We start from the raw sequence: 18,020 nt of genomic DNA on the forward strand, positions 1-18,020 counted from the left end.
CAGGCGCGCCGGCGGCGGCCTGCTTGCACTTTTTAGCCACTACTCCTCCTTCGACCGTTTAGCGTCGGCCAGGTAGTTTTCCAGCAAGCCCTGCAACACTCTCGGATTCTGGCCATCTTGAATGCCCAGTACCGCATCAAGAATAAGAGTACGATTAAGCCGCTCTTCTTCCGAGCGCAACTCAAGCTTGTCGGCAATGGGCAAGGCGAGCATGTTGGCCAGCATGGCGCCATACAGTGTGGTGAGCAAGGCGATGGCCATGGCCGGGCCGATGGCTTTGGGATCGTCCATGTTGGCCAGCATGGCCACCAGACCAATAAGAGTGCCTATCATGCCCATGGCCGGCGCTACATCACCCAGGGCGCGAAAAATCTTGGCCCCCTGCTCCTGGCGTTCTGCGGTCAGATCAATGTCTTTTTCCAGCGCCATTTTAACCACGCTCTGTTCGTGGCCATCCACCAGCATGTCTACCGCTTTTTGCAGAAAGGGGTTGGTGATCTCCGCCTCTTCCAGAGCCAGAAAGCCGCCCTTGCGTGCCGAATCGGCCAACACCACTACTCGTTCAATCAGCTCTTCGGGCTTTTCCAGCTTGAAGATAAACGCCTTGGCCGCCACCTTGGCCGCGCCCAGAAACTGGCCAAAGTTGAACTTCATCATCACCACGAACAATGAGCCGATAAATACAATAAAAAAAGAGGGCACATCGGCATACATGCCCAGGCTGCCTCCCAGCACCATGGCCATGGCAACAAATGCCAGGCCACCGACTAATCCGATAATCGTTGCCAGATCCAAAGCAAGGTCCTCATTGGTTATAACATGTATATAGACATGATTTTTGTGCGCATAATTGGTGCCAATCTTACCCTGTTACGCCTTCTGTTGTCGCTACTGGTTTTATCGGCAGTCGCATCGGATCCTTGACCACTTATCGAGCCTCATCGGTGAGCGGCTATAAGTTTCGCCAAAAGCAGGATGGCAATGATACTATTGCCCATCATTTTGCCGCTTAATGACAGAGGATGCCCGTGGCTACCAAAAAACCTGAAAATATGGATTTTGAAAGCGCCCTCGCAGAACTGGAAAACCTGGTTAACCAGCTGGAAGAGGGTGATCTGAGTCTAGAGCAGTCGCTCAAATCTTTTGAACGGGGCGTGCAGCTGGTACGCGCCGGTCAGCAACGGTTAACCCAGGCCGAGCAGCAAGTTCAAATATTACTGCAACAGGATGAAGAACAGCTAGTGACCTTCGCTTCGAGCCAAGAGGAACGCTAAGGTGAGCTTTATTCACATGCAGCAACATTATCATGAGCGCATAGCCAGGGTACTGGCTGATGCCATTAACGCCCTTCCTCCGTTGGCACCAGAACTGAAAGCCGCCATGGAATATGGCCTGCTGCAAGGGGGGAAGCGTGTGCGCCCCATGCTGGTTTATGCCAGCAGCGACGTACTGGGACAGGCCAACCCTGCCGCACAGGATGCCGCCGCCGCCGCCATAGAATGTATTCATGCCTATTCGTTGATCCACGATGACTTGCCCGCCATGGACGATGACGATTTGCGCCGCGGCCAGCCCACGGTTCACAAGGCCTTTGGTCAGGCCACCGCGATTTTGGCGGGCGATGCACTGCAATCACTGGCCTTCGAACTATTGAGCCAGTCAAACCTGGGCTTAAGCGCCGAGCGGCAATTACGCATGGTACAAGAGCTGGCCAGGGCCAGCGGTTATCAGGGGATGTGCGGGGGTCAGGCGCTGGATATCCAGTCGGAAGGCAAAGCCATCGATCACGCCACCCTGGAATGTCTGCACCGTCACAAAACCGGCGCCTTGATTCGTGCCGCCGTGCGCCTGGGTGCACTTTGTGCTACCCATATGCAAGAAGCACATTTTACTGCGCTAAGCCGTTATGCCGACGCCATTGGCCTAGCATTTCAGGTGCAGGACGATATTCTGGATATTACCGCCGATACGCAAACCCTGGGCAAAACCCAGGGCAAGGATCTGGTGCAGCAAAAAAGCACCTACCCTGCCCTGCTGGGCCTTGATGGTGCCCGGTCGCTTGCCGATGACTTGCAGCAGCAGGCGTTGTCGGCGCTGGCTGATATCCCCTATCCAACTCAAACACTGGAAGCATTCGCTCATTACATCGTGAAACGCGAGTTTTAGAGCGAGCATAATAATAAGCTTATGAGTCTGAATATTGCCGATTATCCAACCCTGGCACTGGCTAACCTGCCCGACGAGCTGCGCAGCCTGCCTCAAGACAGGTTACCTGCGTTGTGCGCGGAGCTGAGATCGTTTCTGCTGCACTCGGTTAGCCAAAGTAGTGGTCACCTGGCTTCTGGCCTGGGCGTGGTCGAACTGACCGTGGCCTTGCACTATGTCTATAACACGCCGTTCGATCGCCTGGTGTGGGACGTGGGCCATCAGGCTTACCCGCACAAGATTCTGACCGGCCGACGCGAGCGCATGGCCCATATTCGTCAGTTTCAGGGCCTGCACCCTTTTCCCTGGCGCGAAGAAAGTGAATACGACACCCTGAGCGTGGGCCACTCCAGCACCAGCATCAGTGCCGCGCTGGGCATGGCCATCGCGGCCGATCAGGAACAACAAGGTCGCAAGGTCGCCGCCATTATCGGGGATGGTGCCATTACCGCCGGTATGGCATTTGAAGCCTTAAATCACGCCGGTGATATTCATAAAGACATGCTGGTTATCTTGAACGACAACGAGATGTCGATTTCGGAAAATGTCGGCGCGCTGAATAATCATCTGGCGCGCATTATGTCGGGCTCGCTATACAGCAGTCTGCGCGAAGGCGGCAAGAAAGCACTGGAAATATTGCCACCGCTGAAAGAGCTGGCCAAGCGCACCGAAGAACATATCAAAGGCATGGTCATTCCCGGCACTCTCTTTGAGGAATTCGGCTTCAACTATGTGGGCCCCATAGACGGCCACGACATCAACACCCTGGTTGAGACGCTGCGTAATATGCGCAAGCTCAAGGGGCCGCAGTTCTTGCATATAATGACCCGCAAAGGCAAAGGTTACCTGCCCGCAGAGAAAGACCCCATTGGTTACCATGGTGTGCCCAAATTCAATCCGGCCGACAGCAGCCTGCCCAAGAGTGTTTCTGCCGGCCCCAGTTACTCCAGCATCTTTGGCAACTGGCTGTGCGACATGGCCAAGGTCTGTCCGCAGCTAATGGCGATTACGCCGGCCATGCGCGAAGGCTCCGGCCTGGTACGCTTCTCGCAAGAGTATCCCAAGCGTTACTTTGATGTAGCCATTGCCGAACAACATGCGGTGACGCTGGCGGCGGGCATGGCTATCGAAGGCAAAAAGCCGGTGGTCGCCATTTACTCCACCTTTTTGCAGCGCGCTTATGATCAGTTGATCCACGATGTGGCACTGCAAAATCTGGACGTGCTGTTTGCCATCGACCGCGCCGGCATAGTGGGCGCCGATGGTCCGACTCATCAGGGAGCTTATGATCTGAGCTTTATGCGCACCATTCCCAATATGGTGATCATGACCCCGGCCGATGAAAACGAATGCCGGCAAATGCTCTATACCGGTTATCAGCATCCGGGACCTGCCGCGGTGCGTTATCCGCGCGGCAACGGCAGTGGCGTTGAGATACAAGAACACATGACGGCGATCGAACTGGGTAAGGGGCGCGTGATCCGCCAGGGCGGCAAGATTGCCCTGCTCAACTTCGGCACCTTGCTGGCCGAGGCCCAAGCCGCCGCCGAACAGCTGAGCGCCACCCTGGTCGACATGCGCTTTGTGAAGCCGCTGGATGAGGCCTTGGTATTATCGCTGCTGGCCGACCATGACTTGCTGGTCACCATAGAAGAGAACGCCATTATGGGCGGCGCCGGTTCGGCGGTAAATGAGTGCCTGATGCGCCACAAAAAGCCGGTGCCAATGCTGAATCTGGGCCTACCTGATGTGTTTGTTGAACAAGGCAGCCAACAGCAAATTTTGGCCAAACTGGGTCTGAATGCCGAAGGCATGGTGCAGTCAATTCGGGAATACCAAGCTCGCTGAACTCCCTTCTATAACAGCACTCTGCGGTGACGTTTGACGCCAGAACTGGCCCAAACGTCACCGCATTTTTTGTCTTCTTCTGTTTATACTTATACCCATTAAAGTAAAGATTTGATCACCTTTGAGTCTGTATACCTGAGGCACCCCAACCACCTCCCGCGGCACGCCACTGGGCCAGCCATCCAATCTCAATAAAAAGATGTCAGGCTTAGCGCTGTTATCTCGTGTTTTTCAGACATAAAAAAACCGCTGCCGGAGCAGCGGTTTTTGCTTTAGACCTGAATCTTAAGCGAATTTACTTCTTGGCTTCAGCCGCTTTACGCTCTGCAACCTGGGCAACAACCTTTTCAGAGATGTTGGCAGGGCAAGCTGCGTAGTGCGAGAACTCCATGGAGAACTGACCACGGCCAGAAGTCATGGTACGCAGCGAACCAATGTAACCGAACATTTCGGACAGAGGTACGTCAGCCTTGATACGAACACCGGTTACACCAGCAATCTGATCTTTGATCATGCCACGACGACGGTTCAAGTCACCAATAACGTCACCTACGTGATCTTCAGGAGTGAACACATCAACCTTCATCACCGGCTCAAGCAGCTGTGGCTTGGCTTTGGCGATAGACTGACGGAACGCGCCTTTAGCAGCAATTTCAAACGCAATGGCTGAGGAGTCAACCGCGTGGAAAGCACCGTCAATCAGCTCAAATTCAACGTCCAGCACAGGGAAACCAGCGATGGTACCTGTCTTCATCATGCTGCCGAAACCTTTTTCGATAGCAGGCCAGAATTCTTTAGGAACGTTACCGCCCACTACAGAAGACTTGAACACAAAGCCAGTGTTGGCTTCGCCTGGACGGATCTTATAGTCAATCTTACCGTACTGACCTGAACCACCAGACTGCTTCTTGTGGGTGTAGCTGTCTTCAACTTCGGCAGTGATGGTTTCGCGGTAGGCAACCTGAGGCTCACCAACGATCAGCTCAACACCGTAAGTACGCTTCAAGATGTCGACTTTGATGTCCAGGTGCAGTTCACCCATGCCTTTCAGGATGGTTTCACCGGAATCTTCATCGGTTTCAACGCGGAAAGACGGATCTTCTGCAATCATCTTGCCGATCGCAACGCCCATTTTCTCGGAACCGTTCTTGTCTTTAGGCGCAACAGCGATAGAGATAACTGGCTCTGGGAATACCATGGCTTCCAGGGTACAAGGGTGCTTGACGTCACACAGAGTGTGGCCGGTTTGCACGTTCTTCATACCGATGATGGCGATGATGTCACCGGCTTGTGCCGATTCCAGCTCGTTACGCTCGTCGGCATGCATTTCAACCATGCGGCCAACACGTTCGGTTTTGCCGGTAGCGCTGTTCAGGATGGTGTCACCCTTCTTCAGGCGGCCTGCATAGATACGAACGAAGGTCAGCGCACCGAAGCGGTCATCCATGATTTTGAATGCCAGAGCTTTCAGTGGCGCGTCGGCGTCAACGATGGCGAATTCGCCTGTCTCAACACCTTCTTCGTCGGTCAGCGGCTGTGGATCAACTTCAACCGGGTTTGGCAGGTAATCAACTACCGCGTCCAGTACCAGCTGCATACCTTTGTTTTTAAAGGCAGAACCACAGTAAGTTGGGAACAACGCCATGGTACGAGTACCCTTGCGGATACAACGCTTCAGCTCTTCAATAGAAGGCTCGTTACCTTCCATGTAAGCTTCCATCAGGTCGTCGTCTTGCTCAACGGCGCTTTCAACCAGCATTTCACGGTATTCTTCTACCTGATCAACCATGTCGGCTGGTACATCTTCGATGGTGTAGTTTTCTGGCAGGCCAGAGTCGTCCCATACCCATGCTTTACGGGTCAGCAGGTCAACAACACCCTTGAACTCGTCTTCACGGCCAATTGGCAGCACCATAACGATGGGGTTGGCCGCCAGCACGTCACGAGTCTGCTGAACAACGCGCAAGAAGTCGGCACCGATACGGTCCAGCTTGTTTACGAAGATGATACGCGAAACTTCAGAGTCGTTCGCATAGCGCCAGTTGGTTTCAGACTGAGGCTCAACGCCGCCTGAACCACAGAATACACCGATGCCGCCGTCCAGTACTTTCAGTGAACGGTATACTTCAACGGTAAAGTCAACGTGTCCGGGGGTGTCGATCACGTTGAAACGGTGATCTTTCCAGAAACAACTTACTGCTGCAGACTGGATGGTAATACCGCGCTCGGCTTCCTGTTCCATGAAGTCAGTAGTTGATTCACCGTCGTGGGTTTCACCCGACTTGTGGATACGTCCGGTGAGTTTAAGAATACGCTCGGTAGTCGTGGTTTTACCCGCATCAACGTGAGCGAAGATACCAATGTTTCTGTATTTGGATAATTCGGCCATGATTCAACTTTAATGATTAGTTTAAGAAGTAGACGGAGCATCCAAAAGGTACTGACACACCGACACAGTTTTTAGGCCGCACATTATGTATTAAAACCTGACGGGGCGCAAATACGAAGACACGATAATGGCCATTTTTTAAACAGCAAAATCATTAATGAGCACGGCTTTGGCTTTTACCATCTCTTCTCTGTTTTCAAGAGCTAAGGTTCCATATCAGCGTTTTTAACCACAACGGCGGGCGGATTGAAAACGGGATATTCCCAGTCTCGCTCGCGCTGTATTGACTACAAGGTGCCACTGGCTACCTTGTAATAAATCCAGGCAAACAGACCTGAAAAAATAAGTATAGTAATCAAAACTTTAAGCAAAATGTATTTCATCTTTTCTCCTGAAAGGCACAGAACAGCCTCAGTTTTCACCTGGTATTCACGGTCAAGAGGCGTAGATTCGTCCCGGGCCAACTCGGTGCCTGCTCACTGCACGCCAAGCATTCTGGCCAACAGCCAAATCGCCGCCACTACACTCGCCGACATCAACATCAGATAGCTTGAATTCCAACGCATTATAGCGAAAGAATCGATGCCGTAACGCCCCTGAAAGGCCAGGTTGATACCCGATAACGGCCCGGTTGCGGTGCCTATCGCCCAGGAGGATAAAAATACCAGCGCCAGCAAGGTGTGATCCGGTTCAAGCGGCGTCAATACCGAGCCTGCCAATGCGATACCCACAATGGGATGAATGCCACACAAAGACAGCAATACAATAGCCAGATAGGTCAGGCTGGCTTCGGTAGCACCAAAATGTTCCAGCGGCAAGCTACCTCCCCAGCTCGACAACAGAGTTTCGAGGCCATATGCCAGCACGCCGGCCGCCAGGAACAAGGCCAGTTCGTTGCCCATTTGCGGCAGTCTGCCTGCAGTTAGCCGCCCTATTGCGGCCAGTGGCGAGCGCTTGCCTGCCGCCAGCACGCTTAAGCTGAATACCGGCGCCAGCAAGGTGATGATGGCCAGAATAGACAACGCGGGCCATAACTGATGCAGGACCAGCACCGCAATCGCCAGCAGCGCCGGTAACCAGATCCCCCCTAAATGCAGCGGATACCCCACAAAGTCGGTAATCGGTGCCGCAGGGGGCCTACTCTGCTTTGGTGATGTTGGCCTGGATAACTGATAAAAGGTCAGGACCATCGCCAGCAGCGCCAGCGGCATGCTCACCAGCCACAGTCTACTCAATCGGGCATGGGGTGCCACACTGAGCGCCACCGCCATGGCCCCAAAAAAGGGGGACCAGAAGGCCGCGGCGGTAAAGCCTCGGATCAGCACTATCGCCTGCTCCCGGCTAACACTATTACGCCGCGCCAATCGGTCGCCAATGATGAACACCGACGATAGATTGATCACCGAACCAAACAGATGCACAGCGCCCAGGGTAGAAGCCACGGCGCCCTTTCCTCGCGGCAAACGCTCTTCTTGCTCATCATTGGGCCGGCTGACCAGGCTCAGAAAACTGACGGCAACCAGCATGGACAACAAACCGGTGTTGCTGGACAGCAGACGCGACACACTCACTTCGGCTCCCAGCCAGGCACTGACGACCAGGCACATCGCCCCCACCAGCAGTAATACCAGCGCCTGCAGCCGATTACGCCGCGACAGACCAGGCCACAATAATAGCGCCGCCCCCCAGTAGCCCACACCCGCCATACTCGGGCTGACTGGCAACCCTAGCAAACCTGCGGCCACCGCCAGCATGGCAAACAGGATCAAGCAGCCCGCCAGACGGCGGCGGGCTGTATCAGAAATACGTGCAAACAAGATAATTCCTTGAATTAAAGCGGTAAGCGGTCAGCTTCAAGCTGTCAGTTAAAGACAACCATACGCTTTACGCCATACGCTGTAAGCCAAGGGAAAACACCTGTGCTCGCCCTTAACTTACAGCTGACAGCTTCAGGCTGTGTTTATCCTTTATATAACTTGGGGTTAAACACATCCCGCAGCCAGTCACCCAATAGATTGATCACCAAGACCAGAATGACCAGATACATACCCGGGAAGGCGGTAATCCACCAGGAACCGGAGAAGATATAGCTAAAGCCCATGCTGATCAACGAGCCCAGCGAGGGCTTGTCGACCGGCATGCCCAGCCCCAAAAACGACAGCGCCGCCTCGCTCATGATGGCGTTGGCCACCTGCACCGTCGAGATCACCAGAATCGGCGACAGGCAGTTGGGCAAGATATGACGAAACATGATGCGCATCGACTTGAAGCCCATCACCCTGGCAGCTTCTACATATTCCTTTTTCTTTTCCGCCAGCACGGTGGCGCGAATGGTACGGGCATACTGGGGCCATTCCGCCAGGCCGATGATCACCACCAGCATCAATACCGCATATTCGGCGTAAAAGTCGGCCCCCAGGGTGGCCTGGAATACCGCCGACACGATAATGGCCACCATCATGGTGGAAAACGACAATTGCACATCGGCAAAACGCATGAGCAGGTTGTCGATACGCCCACCAAAATAACCGGCCGACAAGCCCACAATAATGCCGATGAGCAGCTGCAATGCAACCGCCCCCAGACCAATCATCAGCGACACCCGCGAGCCATATAAAATGGTGCTTAAAATATCGCGCCCCTGCACATCAGTCCCCAGCAAGAAGCGCTCATCGCCCATGTCTTGCCAGCTGGGCGGCAATTCCGAGTCCAGAATATCAATGGTGGCCAGATCGTAGGGGTTATGAGGGGCAATAATGGGCGACAGCAGCGCAGCCGCCAGCAAGGCCACAAACACGGCAAAGCTGAACATGGCCACCTTGTCGCGACGAAAGTGATACAGAAAATCCGACTGTTTAAAGCGAGTCCAGCGGCTGAGATTCACGTTGGTGGTCATGGCATCATCCCTTTGCAGCCAGGTTAACGGTGGGGTTAATCAAGCCATAGAACAAGTCGACTATGGTGTTGGTTACCACAAACACAAATCCCACAAAAATCACGTAAGTAGTAATTAACGGCGTATCCACCCGATTAATGGCATCCAGAAACAGCAAGCCAATCCCCGGCCACTGGAACACGGTTTCGGTCAGAATGGTGTAGGCCACCATGGTACCGATTTGCACCCCACCCACGGTGATCAAGGGCAGCAAGGTATTTTTAAGGGCATGCACAAACCAGATGCGATACTTGGCCAACCCCTTAGCCCAGCCAAACTTGACGTATTCCGAACTTAACTGCTCAAGCATTTCTGAGCGAACCAGGCGGATAAACAGCGGCAGCATAATGGAAGAAAGCGCAATACTGGGCAGTATCAGGTTACGAAAGCCCTGCCAGTTGAACAGCCCCGACTCCCAACCCAGCGGGCTGGTCAGCTCGCCACGGCCATAAGCCGGCAGCCAGCCCAGCTCAATGGAAAACACATACATCAGCAGAATAGCGGTCAGGAACACAGGTACCGAAATGCCCACTATGCTGACCCCCATCACCAGCCGGGACAAGAAAGCCCGCGGCTTGATGGCGGAATACACGCCCAGTGGAATACTGAACGCAACTATGATGATGCTGGCACAAAACACCAGCTCCAGAGTGGCCGGTAATTTTTCGAAAATCACCTCCAGGGTGGGTTTCTTGTAAAAGTAAGAAGTCCCAAAATCCCCCTGCAGTGCATTGCCCACAAACCGGCCGTACTTCACCATAAAGGGATCGTTCAGGCCCATATCGGTGCGCATTTGTTGACGAACTTCTTCCGAAACCGACTGGCCAACCAGCTCGCGCAGCGGGTCACCCAGATTATCCTGAATTGAAAACGCAACCAGGCTGATGATAAACATCACCACTACCACCTGGAACAGCCGTTTCAGTAAAAAAGTAAGCATCTTTGTTACATCCAATAGCGGGAATGGGGATCAGGGAATGGGAAAACTCCCTAATCCCTAATCCCTAATCCCTAATCCCAGTTTTTATTCGACGACCAAATCACCCAGGTACGGGAAGTCCATGGCGTTCACCACCGCTTCGGCACCTATGTTATCGCGCGCACCCCAGGCGAGATCCTGCCAATGCAGCGGCACGAAAGCGGCATCGTCATACAGGATTTTTTCTGCCTGCTGCAGCATCTTGCCGCGTTTTTCGCCATCGGTTTCCAGGTTGGCGGACTCAATCAACTGATCCAGCTCCGGGTTGGCATAGTGACCGCAGTTATACTGGCCGCGGCCGGTTTCTTCATTGCGGGTCATGGTCAGGAATTCGGAGAAATTGGCCGCATCTTCGGTATCCGAGTGCCAACCAATCATCAGCATGTCGGCGTTGCATTTATCGAACTCGGGCCAGTATTGCGCCACCGGCATGGTTTTGAGATCCACATCGATATTAATGCGCGCCAGCATCGCCTTTACCGCTTCGGCAATTCTAAAGTCGTTTACATAACGGTTGTTGGGCGCAATCATGCTGATTTTAAAGCCGTCTTTATAACCGGCGTCAGCCATCAGCTGCTTGGCTTTGTCCAGATCAAAACGGGGCTTCAGCTCAGGATTGTGGCCCACATAACCGGCCGGAGCCTGTTGCGATGCCGTGGTGCCAAAGCCGCGCATGATGCGTTTTACAATACCGTCCTGATTCACCGCGTAGTTCACCGCCTGGCGCACTCGCACATCTTTAAAGGGCTCGAAACGATCCTGGTTCAGCTGAAAGGTAATAATGCGCGTGCCCGATTCGGTCACCAGCTTGACGCCGTTGGCCGATTTGACGCGATTTTGGTCGTTGGGCGAAACCGGTTTGATGAAGTCGACGTCACCGGCCAGCAAGGCCGCCACTCGAGTAGCGTCTTCCTTAATCGGCACCAGCGTCATGTTTTGTACGTTACCCGGTGAGGCGTTATCCCAGTAGTCGGCGTTACGTTCGTATTCTACCTTAACGCCCTGCTGGCGGAACTTGAGCTTGAAAGGGCCGGTACCAGAAGGATGGGTCGACGCAAACGAGCTGCCATGTTTCACCACGGCCCCCTTGTCTTGACCGTCATCGGTTTTACCGCTGTAGTACTTGGAATCCATCGGGAACAGATAGGTCACGGTATTCAGTACCAGCGGAAACGGCCCTTTGGTCACCAGGTCGACCGAATACTTATCTACCCTGGACGCCGCACTGAAGGGGTTGAAAATAGCCTTGAAGTCCGGCGATTCTTTCAGGCGATTAAAGGTCCACACCACATCATCGGCAGTCAACTCGTTGCCACTGTGAAAGGTGACGCCCTTGCGTAAATGGAAGCGCATGGTGTTTTCATCAATCCGTTCCCACTTTTCTGCCAGGCGCGGCTCAATGTCGAAATCTTTGGTCCAACGTACCAGCGGGTCGAACAACAGATGCGACATCTCCATGGTGGCGCCCGACAGCTGCTCATGCGGATCCATAGAGACAGGATCCGCATCGTAGGCAATGGTGATATCCGCCGCCTGAACACTGAATGCCAGCCCGGCAGCCAGCAGCGCTGCCGTTACTTTATTGAGTCCTTTTTTCATGTAACACTCCATTGACATGGTTAATGTGGATCCGTTAGCGAGGGTCCATTGTGGTGGTGGAAATATTCAGACCTTCCCGTGACATCCCCTTGAATTCGGGCATTAAAGAAATCAGAGAGCGACTGTAGGGATCGCTCGCATGGGTAAACAGCTGCTCGGTTTCAGCCACTTCTACCAGCGTGCCTTTTTTCATGACGCCGATGCGATCGCACATTTGGCGGATAACCGGCAAATCGTGGCTGATAAAAAGCATGGTCAGCTTCAACTCGTCTTGCAAGTCTTTCAATAAATTGAGAATTTGAGCCTGTACCGACACATCCAGCGCCGAGGTGGGCTCGTCACAAATCAGCAGTCGCGGGCGCGTAGCCAGCGCACGAGCAATAGAGATCCGCTGGCGTTGGCCACCGGAAAACTCGTGAGGAAACTTGAGCCCGGCCGCTTTCCCCAGACCGACATAATCAAGCAGATCGTCGACAATGCCGCGAATTTGTACTTCATTTTTCGCCAGCTGATGAAAACGAATCGGCTCGGCAATAATGTCGGCCACCCGCATCCGGGGGTTAAGGGAAGAATAGGGGTTTTGAAATACCATCTGCATTTGTCGGCGTATTGGGCGACGCTGTTTTTCGCTTTTAATCGCGGTCAACTCTATGCCTTCAAACCAGATTTTACCGCTGTCGGGCGGATACAGGCCGGTAATGGCACGCGCTATGGTCGACTTGCCCGATCCCGACTCGCCCACCAGGCCAAAGGTTTCGCCCTCGGCTATCTCAAAACTGACATCGTTAGTGGCTTGCAGATACTGACGGCGTGAGGCAAACAGCGAGTCCTGGGTAACAAAGCGCAGGTTGCAATGCTCCACTCTCAGCAAAGAGCCGCTGTAATCGCGCTGATCCTGACTTTGTCCCAACCAGTGGTTTTTAAGATCCAAAGTGGTTTTTTCCTTGGCGTCTTCAATGTAAGACACCAGCGGAAACCGATGCAGCTTGACATCGGATCGCGGCACGGCAGAAATCAGGCTCTTGGTGTAATCGTGGCTGGGGGTGCCCAGCACCTGGGCGGTGGGGCCTATTTCCATCAAGCGCCCGCGATACATCACCGCCACGCGGTCGGTCACGTTAGAGACCACGCCCATATCATGAGTCACCAGCATGCAGCCTACATTACGTTCTTTGCACAGGTTGCGGATCAGGGTCAATATCTGGTCTTGAATCGATACATCCAGTGCCGTGGTGGGTTCGTCGGCAATAATCAGCTCCGGGTCGCAAGACAGTGCAATGGCAATCACCACCCGTTGACGCATACCGCCGGAAAACTGATGAGGATACTGCTTGATGCGCAGCTCCGGTTCGGGAATACCGACCGCGTCCAGTAGTGATATCGACTTTTTGCGCGCCGCATCCCGACTCATGCCGGTATTGGCCAGCAGGGTTTCCACCATCTGGTATTCCACGGTAAACAGTGGATTCAGCGAGGTCATGGGATCTTGAAAGATAAAACCGATTCGACTGCCGCGAATGCTGCGCATCTGGTTGGCATTCAGGCCAGAAATAAGCTCGCCATCCAGATAAACCTCCCCTTTGGCGATGCGCCCTGGCGGGCTCAACAGGTCGATCACCGCGTTGCCTATGGTGGACTTGCCGGCGCCGGATTCTCCGACCACCCCCAGAATTTCTCCTCTTTCAATACTCAAGGATAAATCGTCAATGGCAGCCATGACGCCATGGCGAGAGGGATATTCAATGCGCAGGTTTTTTACTTCTAACAGGGACATATTCATCCTCGAGGTCCACTTGGGCCGCAATCCTTTCATCGGCTACAACAGGTAGCGCGGCAATCGATTATGTTACTGTCTGGTTTGTGATGACAATAAAGGTTAGTTACAAAAAAGCAACATATCGCGTCTATTGTAAACCCAGTTCTGTGCCAAGATAAATCGCAGTCATCCCGATTCATCTCACAAAACCAGCAATAAGTTTCAATAGATAAATGATAGCTAGAGTTTATGACTGACGACTCGGGAAAGGTCAAGCGAGAAATGAAACAAAAATAGAGTTTTTGATCTAAATCAGGGATTGGGGATTGGGGATTGGGGATTGGGGATTGGGGATTGGGGATTGGGGATTGGGGTAAAGATAGCGCCAATCCCCAACCTCCGGTAACAGAAAACCACCGCACCTGTAGAAGGCTGCTTTAGCTGGCTGGTTTTGCGCAGCAAAACGAAAACGACGATATTGCACAGCTGAAGCAGCGCCTACAAAAGCAAAAAACACCGGCCTTTTGAGGGCCGGTGTGTATCTTTAGCTGGGCTGGGCGTTTGATGCTTAGCGCAGGTTTACCAATGCCGATTTACCAATACAAGACGAGTAACTGCAGGCAGGCCAGGGCAAACACGCCGGCGATGACATCGTCGAGCATAATACCGAAACCGCCGTGCACGCGACGATCAAACCAGCTAATGGGCCAGGGTTTGATAATATCGAAGAAGCGAAACAGCACAAAGCCCACCACCATCCAGCCCAAACCGGCGGGAGCGGCAAACATGGTAATGCCATAACCAATGATTTCATCCCACACGATGGCGCCGTGGTCATGACGACCAATGGCCCTGGTCGCCGCATTGCAAATCCAGATACCGGCAATAAAGCCCAGCAATAAAATCAACAGATACCAGGCGGGGGAAAGGCCCTGTATCAGCCAATACAACGGAATGGCGGCCAGGGTCCCCATGGTGCCCGGCATAACGGGGCTTAAGCCAGAGCCAAAACCCAGGGCCAGTAAGTGCAAGGGATTGGACAGTTTCAAGTTGGCAAGCTCAGGCTTTCTCATCTAGACACTCCTAAATGATTCACTCACGGTAAGGAGTGAAGAGTAAATGGTGAAGGGTAAAATATAACCGCCCTGTATTTAACGAATAAAGACGTCTTACATGGCAAAAACAGGTTTGAGTAAAGTGCACTTATTTCGTCCACTTCACTCTTTACCCAGCCCCTTCACGGCTGGCGAAAGTGATCCCAACTTTGGCTTTGCAACTGGTAAGGGTGCCCTTCGAGCAATAGCTCTACATCGGGAATTCCGGTAAACATACGCCCGATACGGGTAAATTTAACCCCACAGTGCGCCAGGGCCATCTCCAGCTGACCACGATGCAATTCCGGTACGGTAAAGCATAACTCGTAGTCATCCCCTCCGGTCAGCGCCAACTCCCAGCCCTGCTCTTTGGAGACCGAATCCTGCATGGCCGCGCTCAAGGGGATCTGTTCCAGCTCGATTTGCGCCCGCATGCCCGACGCTCGGGTGATGTGTGCCAGGTCGCCCATCAGGCCGTCGGACAAATCCAGCGCACTGGTGGCGATATCTCGTAACGCCTGCCCCGCCAGAATACGTGGGTGCGGATGCTCGAACTTGTTGCGTACAAAGGCTTTATGCGCCTCGGGCACGGTAATATTACCCAGTACCTTCTGCAAGCCCAGAGCGGCATCACCCAGGGTGCCGGTGACATAAATACCGTCGCCAACCTGGGCACCGCTGCGCTTCAGACCTTTACCCTCGGGCAAGGTCCCTTTTACCGAGACGGTAATCGACAGCGGACCCTTGGTCATGTCGCCCCCCACCAGCGCCACATTGTAGTATTCCGCCAGCTCGAAAAAACCGGCACAAAACTGCTTGATCCACTCTTCATCCACCTCTGGCAGGGTAAGCGCCAGTGACACCCAGCAAGGGTCGGCTCCCATGGCAGCCAGATCGGACAGGTTTACCGCCAGGGCCTTGTGACCTAACGCAGTGGGGTCCATGTCGGCAAAAAAGTGTACGCCGCTAACCAGGGTGTCCGTGCTGACGGCCAACAGGGTATTGGGCGGAACTTGCAGCAAGGCACAGTCGTCGCCCGGCCCCATGACAACATCTTTACGATGACTGGCCACGGTGAAGTAGTGTTTTATTATATCGAATTCATTCATAAAAAATGAAAAGCCAGCAACCGCTGGCTTTTTTCCCGTGCTTATTGTTATTTTTTCAACTGCTTGATGACTTTATCCAGTACACCGTTTACAAAACGATGACTTTCTTCGGCAGCGAACGCTTTGGCCAGTTCAATGGCCTCGTTAATCACTACACGATAAGGCACATCTTCACGCCGAGTCAGCTCATAGCTGGCTAAACGCAGTATTGCCTTGTCAACCATATCCAAATCGGCCAGCGGACGTGAAAGATAGGATGAATAGACCGCATCCAGTTCGTTGGCATGCACCGACACCCCAAACAGCAGGTCGCGGAAATAATCCAGATCCACCCCTTTGGTGTCCTGTTCCAGTGCAAATTGCTGAGCAATATCGGCCACGTTATCCTTGGTCATTTGCCATTGGTAAATGGCCTGGGTAGCGAGACGGCGGGCCTTGCGGCGTTCGGACGGTTTCAATTCAATACTCCTCTTAGTCCAGCTGCTGCAGGACATTAATCATTTCAAGTGCGCTGAGGGCGGCTTCTGCGCCCTTGTTACCCGCCTTGGTGCCAGCACGCTCTATGGCTTGTTCTATGTTTTCGGTGGTCAATACCCCGAAGGCAATCGGCATTTCAAACTCCATCATTACACTGGCCATGCCTTTGCTGTTTTCATTGGCAACCAGGTCAAAATGATAAGTACCGCCGCGGATAACGCAGCCCAGGGCAACGATGGCGTCATACTTGCCGCTTTTGGCGAGTTTTTTACACACCAAGGGCATTTCAATGGCGCCAGGCACTTTTACCAGCGTAATGTTATCGTCTTTTACCTGGCCCTGACGCTTGAGCACATCCAGTGCACCGCCTACCAGGCTGTCGTTGATAAAACTATTGAAGCGAGCAACAACGATCGCTACCTTGGCCTCGGGAGTGGCCATCAGCCCTTCGATTACCTTCATGGGAATCCCTGTTTGGACAAAAGTGCGCACATTCTAGCACAACCTGAGGGTGACAAAAGTCATTAGATTGCGAACTTAGGTCTCGCGCCTGACGCTTTACGCCTTACGCCCCCCCCTGAAGAGGTTCGGCAAAAAAAGGGCGGCAGGCTAATGTCGCGATGCGGGAGTTTCGTCATCAGCGTCTTCCACTTCGGTTTGCTCCCGTAAAAAGCACACCAGATTTTCACTCGGCATTTCTATGCCGGCGTCGTCCAGCGTCAGCTTGATGATACGAATCACCTCGGCATGCACTCGCGTCACATCAGCCCGACGGCTATGGGTCCACCAGCGTACCCTGATCGTGACCCAGCTGGCCGCCAGATCCCATGGCAACGCCTGCACTTCGGGAGCGCCTTCCACCTGGGCCACCTTGGCAACGGCGGCCTTTAGCAGCTCGCACGCCTTGTCTATATCATCGTCATAACCAATGCCCACGTCGTATTGGCTGCGCCTGTAATCATGAGCAGTAAACACCCTGACCGCATTGGTATAAATATCGCTGTTCGGGATCACGATGCGCTGACCATCATAGGTTTTAATGATGGTAGCGCGGGTTTCAATGCGCTGTACCGTGCCTTCGTGACCGTTGACCTCTATTTGGTCGTTAATATTGAAAGGCTGGCGCAACAGAATAAGCAGCCCCGCCAGCCAGTTTTGCAGGATATCCTTGAAGGCGAAACCAATGGCCACCGAGCTAACGCCCAGGCCGGCAATCAGATCACCGGGTTTCAGACTGGGGATCACTATGGTGGCGGCCAGCAAAAAGCCGAATAAAATAACGGTCCATTTAACCAAGCCACCCAACACCTCACCCAGATTATCCCTGCCCCGGGTATGGGTCTGGCGTAGAATAAGCCGTCGCACCAACAGGGCGAGCCCATAGAAAACAAGTAACAGGACCAGGGCAACCAGCAAATTGGGCAGCAAGCGTATACCGCCATCCAGCCAGCTGTCGATGCGTTCTATGGCTACGCCAAAATCCAGATCGACCTGCTGCGGAACATCCTGATTGGCACTGCTCTCGTTTGCCGACGCCGTTGCGGAATTGTCTGCCATATTATCCTCCTGAGCGGCCGCCATACGTGAAGCGAATGGCGTCAAACTAACCCTAAAAGCTTATGTAACAGA

The 18,020-nt window shown here is 53.4% G+C and carries 15 protein-coding genes; 3 read left to right on the forward strand and 12 right to left on the reverse strand.

Annotated elements, in window-relative coordinates:
• Window positions 1-39 precede the first annotated feature (39 nt).
• Complete coding sequence (pomA, locus tag IEW52_RS01885; RefSeq protein WP_188628379.1) at window positions 40-795, reverse strand: flagellar motor protein PomA; 756 nt, start codon at window positions 793-795, stop codon at window positions 40-42.
• Between the two features lie 233 nt (window positions 796-1,028).
• Between pomA and xseB the strand changes: the two genes are divergently transcribed.
• The 3 genes from xseB to dxs are packed head-to-tail and all read left to right on the forward strand — an operon-like array spanning window position 1,029 to window position 4,053.
• On the forward strand, window positions 1,029-1,274 hold the full coding sequence (gene xseB / locus IEW52_RS01890) for an exodeoxyribonuclease VII small subunit (RefSeq protein WP_188628380.1): 246 nt from the start codon (window positions 1,029-1,031) through the stop codon (window positions 1,272-1,274).
• 16 nt (window positions 1,275-1,290) lie between these two features.
• Complete coding sequence (gene ispA / locus IEW52_RS01895; protein WP_188628468.1) at window positions 1,291-2,166, forward strand: (2E,6E)-farnesyl diphosphate synthase; 876 nt, start codon at window positions 1,291-1,293, stop codon at window positions 2,164-2,166.
• Window positions 2,167-2,187: 21 nt separating this feature from the next.
• Window positions 2,188-4,053 (forward strand): 1-deoxy-D-xylulose-5-phosphate synthase, encoded by a 1,866-nt coding sequence (dxs, locus tag IEW52_RS01900; protein ID WP_188628381.1) that lies wholly within the window; start codon window positions 2,188-2,190, stop codon window positions 4,051-4,053.
• Between the two features lie 295 nt (window positions 4,054-4,348).
• On the opposite strand, the gene fusA is transcribed toward dxs, so the two are convergent.
• From fusA to IEW52_RS01955, 11 genes are all read right to left on the reverse strand, one after another.
• Window positions 4,349-6,442 carry an elongation factor G gene (gene fusA / locus IEW52_RS01905; protein ID WP_188628382.1) on the reverse strand — a complete coding sequence of 698 codons (2,094 nt, stop codon included), beginning with the start codon at window positions 6,440-6,442 and terminating at the stop codon, window positions 4,349-4,351.
• Between the two features lie 476 nt (window positions 6,443-6,918).
• Window positions 6,919-8,259 carry a hypothetical protein gene (locus IEW52_RS01910; RefSeq protein WP_229667751.1) on the reverse strand — a complete coding sequence of 447 codons (1,341 nt, stop codon included), beginning with the start codon at window positions 8,257-8,259 and terminating at the stop codon, window positions 6,919-6,921.
• Window positions 8,260-8,402: 143 nt separating this feature from the next.
• Window positions 8,403-9,338 carry an ABC transporter permease gene (locus IEW52_RS01915; protein WP_188628383.1) on the reverse strand — a complete coding sequence of 312 codons (936 nt, stop codon included), beginning with the start codon at window positions 9,336-9,338 and terminating at the stop codon, window positions 8,403-8,405.
• Between the two features lie 4 nt (window positions 9,339-9,342).
• On the reverse strand, window positions 9,343-10,317 hold the full coding sequence (locus tag IEW52_RS01920) for an ABC transporter permease (protein ID WP_188628384.1): 975 nt from the start codon (window positions 10,315-10,317) through the stop codon (window positions 9,343-9,345).
• Window positions 10,318-10,401: 84 nt separating this feature from the next.
• Window positions 10,402-11,955: an ABC transporter substrate-binding protein gene (locus tag IEW52_RS01925; RefSeq protein ID WP_188628385.1), complete on the reverse strand. Its 1,554-nt coding sequence runs from the start codon at window positions 11,953-11,955 to the stop codon at window positions 10,402-10,404.
• Window positions 11,956-11,989: 34 nt separating this feature from the next.
• Entirely contained in the window at window positions 11,990-13,729 is a 1,740-nt protein-coding gene (locus IEW52_RS01930; protein WP_188628386.1) for a dipeptide ABC transporter ATP-binding protein, read from the reverse strand.
• A 575-nt stretch (window positions 13,730-14,304) separates the two neighbouring features.
• Window positions 14,305-14,784 carry a phosphatidylglycerophosphatase A family protein gene (locus IEW52_RS01935; protein WP_188628387.1) on the reverse strand — a complete coding sequence of 160 codons (480 nt, stop codon included), beginning with the start codon at window positions 14,782-14,784 and terminating at the stop codon, window positions 14,305-14,307.
• 164 nt (window positions 14,785-14,948) lie between these two features.
• Complete coding sequence (gene thiL / locus IEW52_RS01940) at window positions 14,949-15,914, reverse strand: thiamine-phosphate kinase (RefSeq protein WP_188628388.1); 966 nt, start codon at window positions 15,912-15,914, stop codon at window positions 14,949-14,951.
• 47 nt (window positions 15,915-15,961) lie between these two features.
• Entirely contained in the window at window positions 15,962-16,372 is a 411-nt protein-coding gene (gene nusB / locus IEW52_RS01945) for a transcription antitermination factor NusB (RefSeq protein WP_188628389.1), read from the reverse strand.
• Window positions 16,373-16,385: 13 nt separating this feature from the next.
• The gene (gene ribH / locus IEW52_RS01950) at window positions 16,386-16,853 is read right to left on the reverse strand and encodes a 6,7-dimethyl-8-ribityllumazine synthase (RefSeq protein ID WP_188628390.1); all 468 of its coding nucleotides are present in this window, start codon (window positions 16,851-16,853) and stop codon (window positions 16,386-16,388) included.
• A 147-nt stretch (window positions 16,854-17,000) separates the two neighbouring features.
• A complete protein-coding gene (locus IEW52_RS01955; protein WP_188628391.1) occupies window positions 17,001-17,948 on the reverse strand; it encodes a mechanosensitive ion channel family protein in 948 nt (315 codons plus the stop codon).
• Window positions 17,949-18,020: the final 72 nt, after the last annotated feature.

The sequence above is a fragment of the Oceanisphaera marina genome (assembly GCF_014643915.1).
Classification (GTDB): domain Bacteria; phylum Pseudomonadota; class Gammaproteobacteria; order Enterobacterales; family Aeromonadaceae; genus Oceanimonas; species Oceanimonas marina.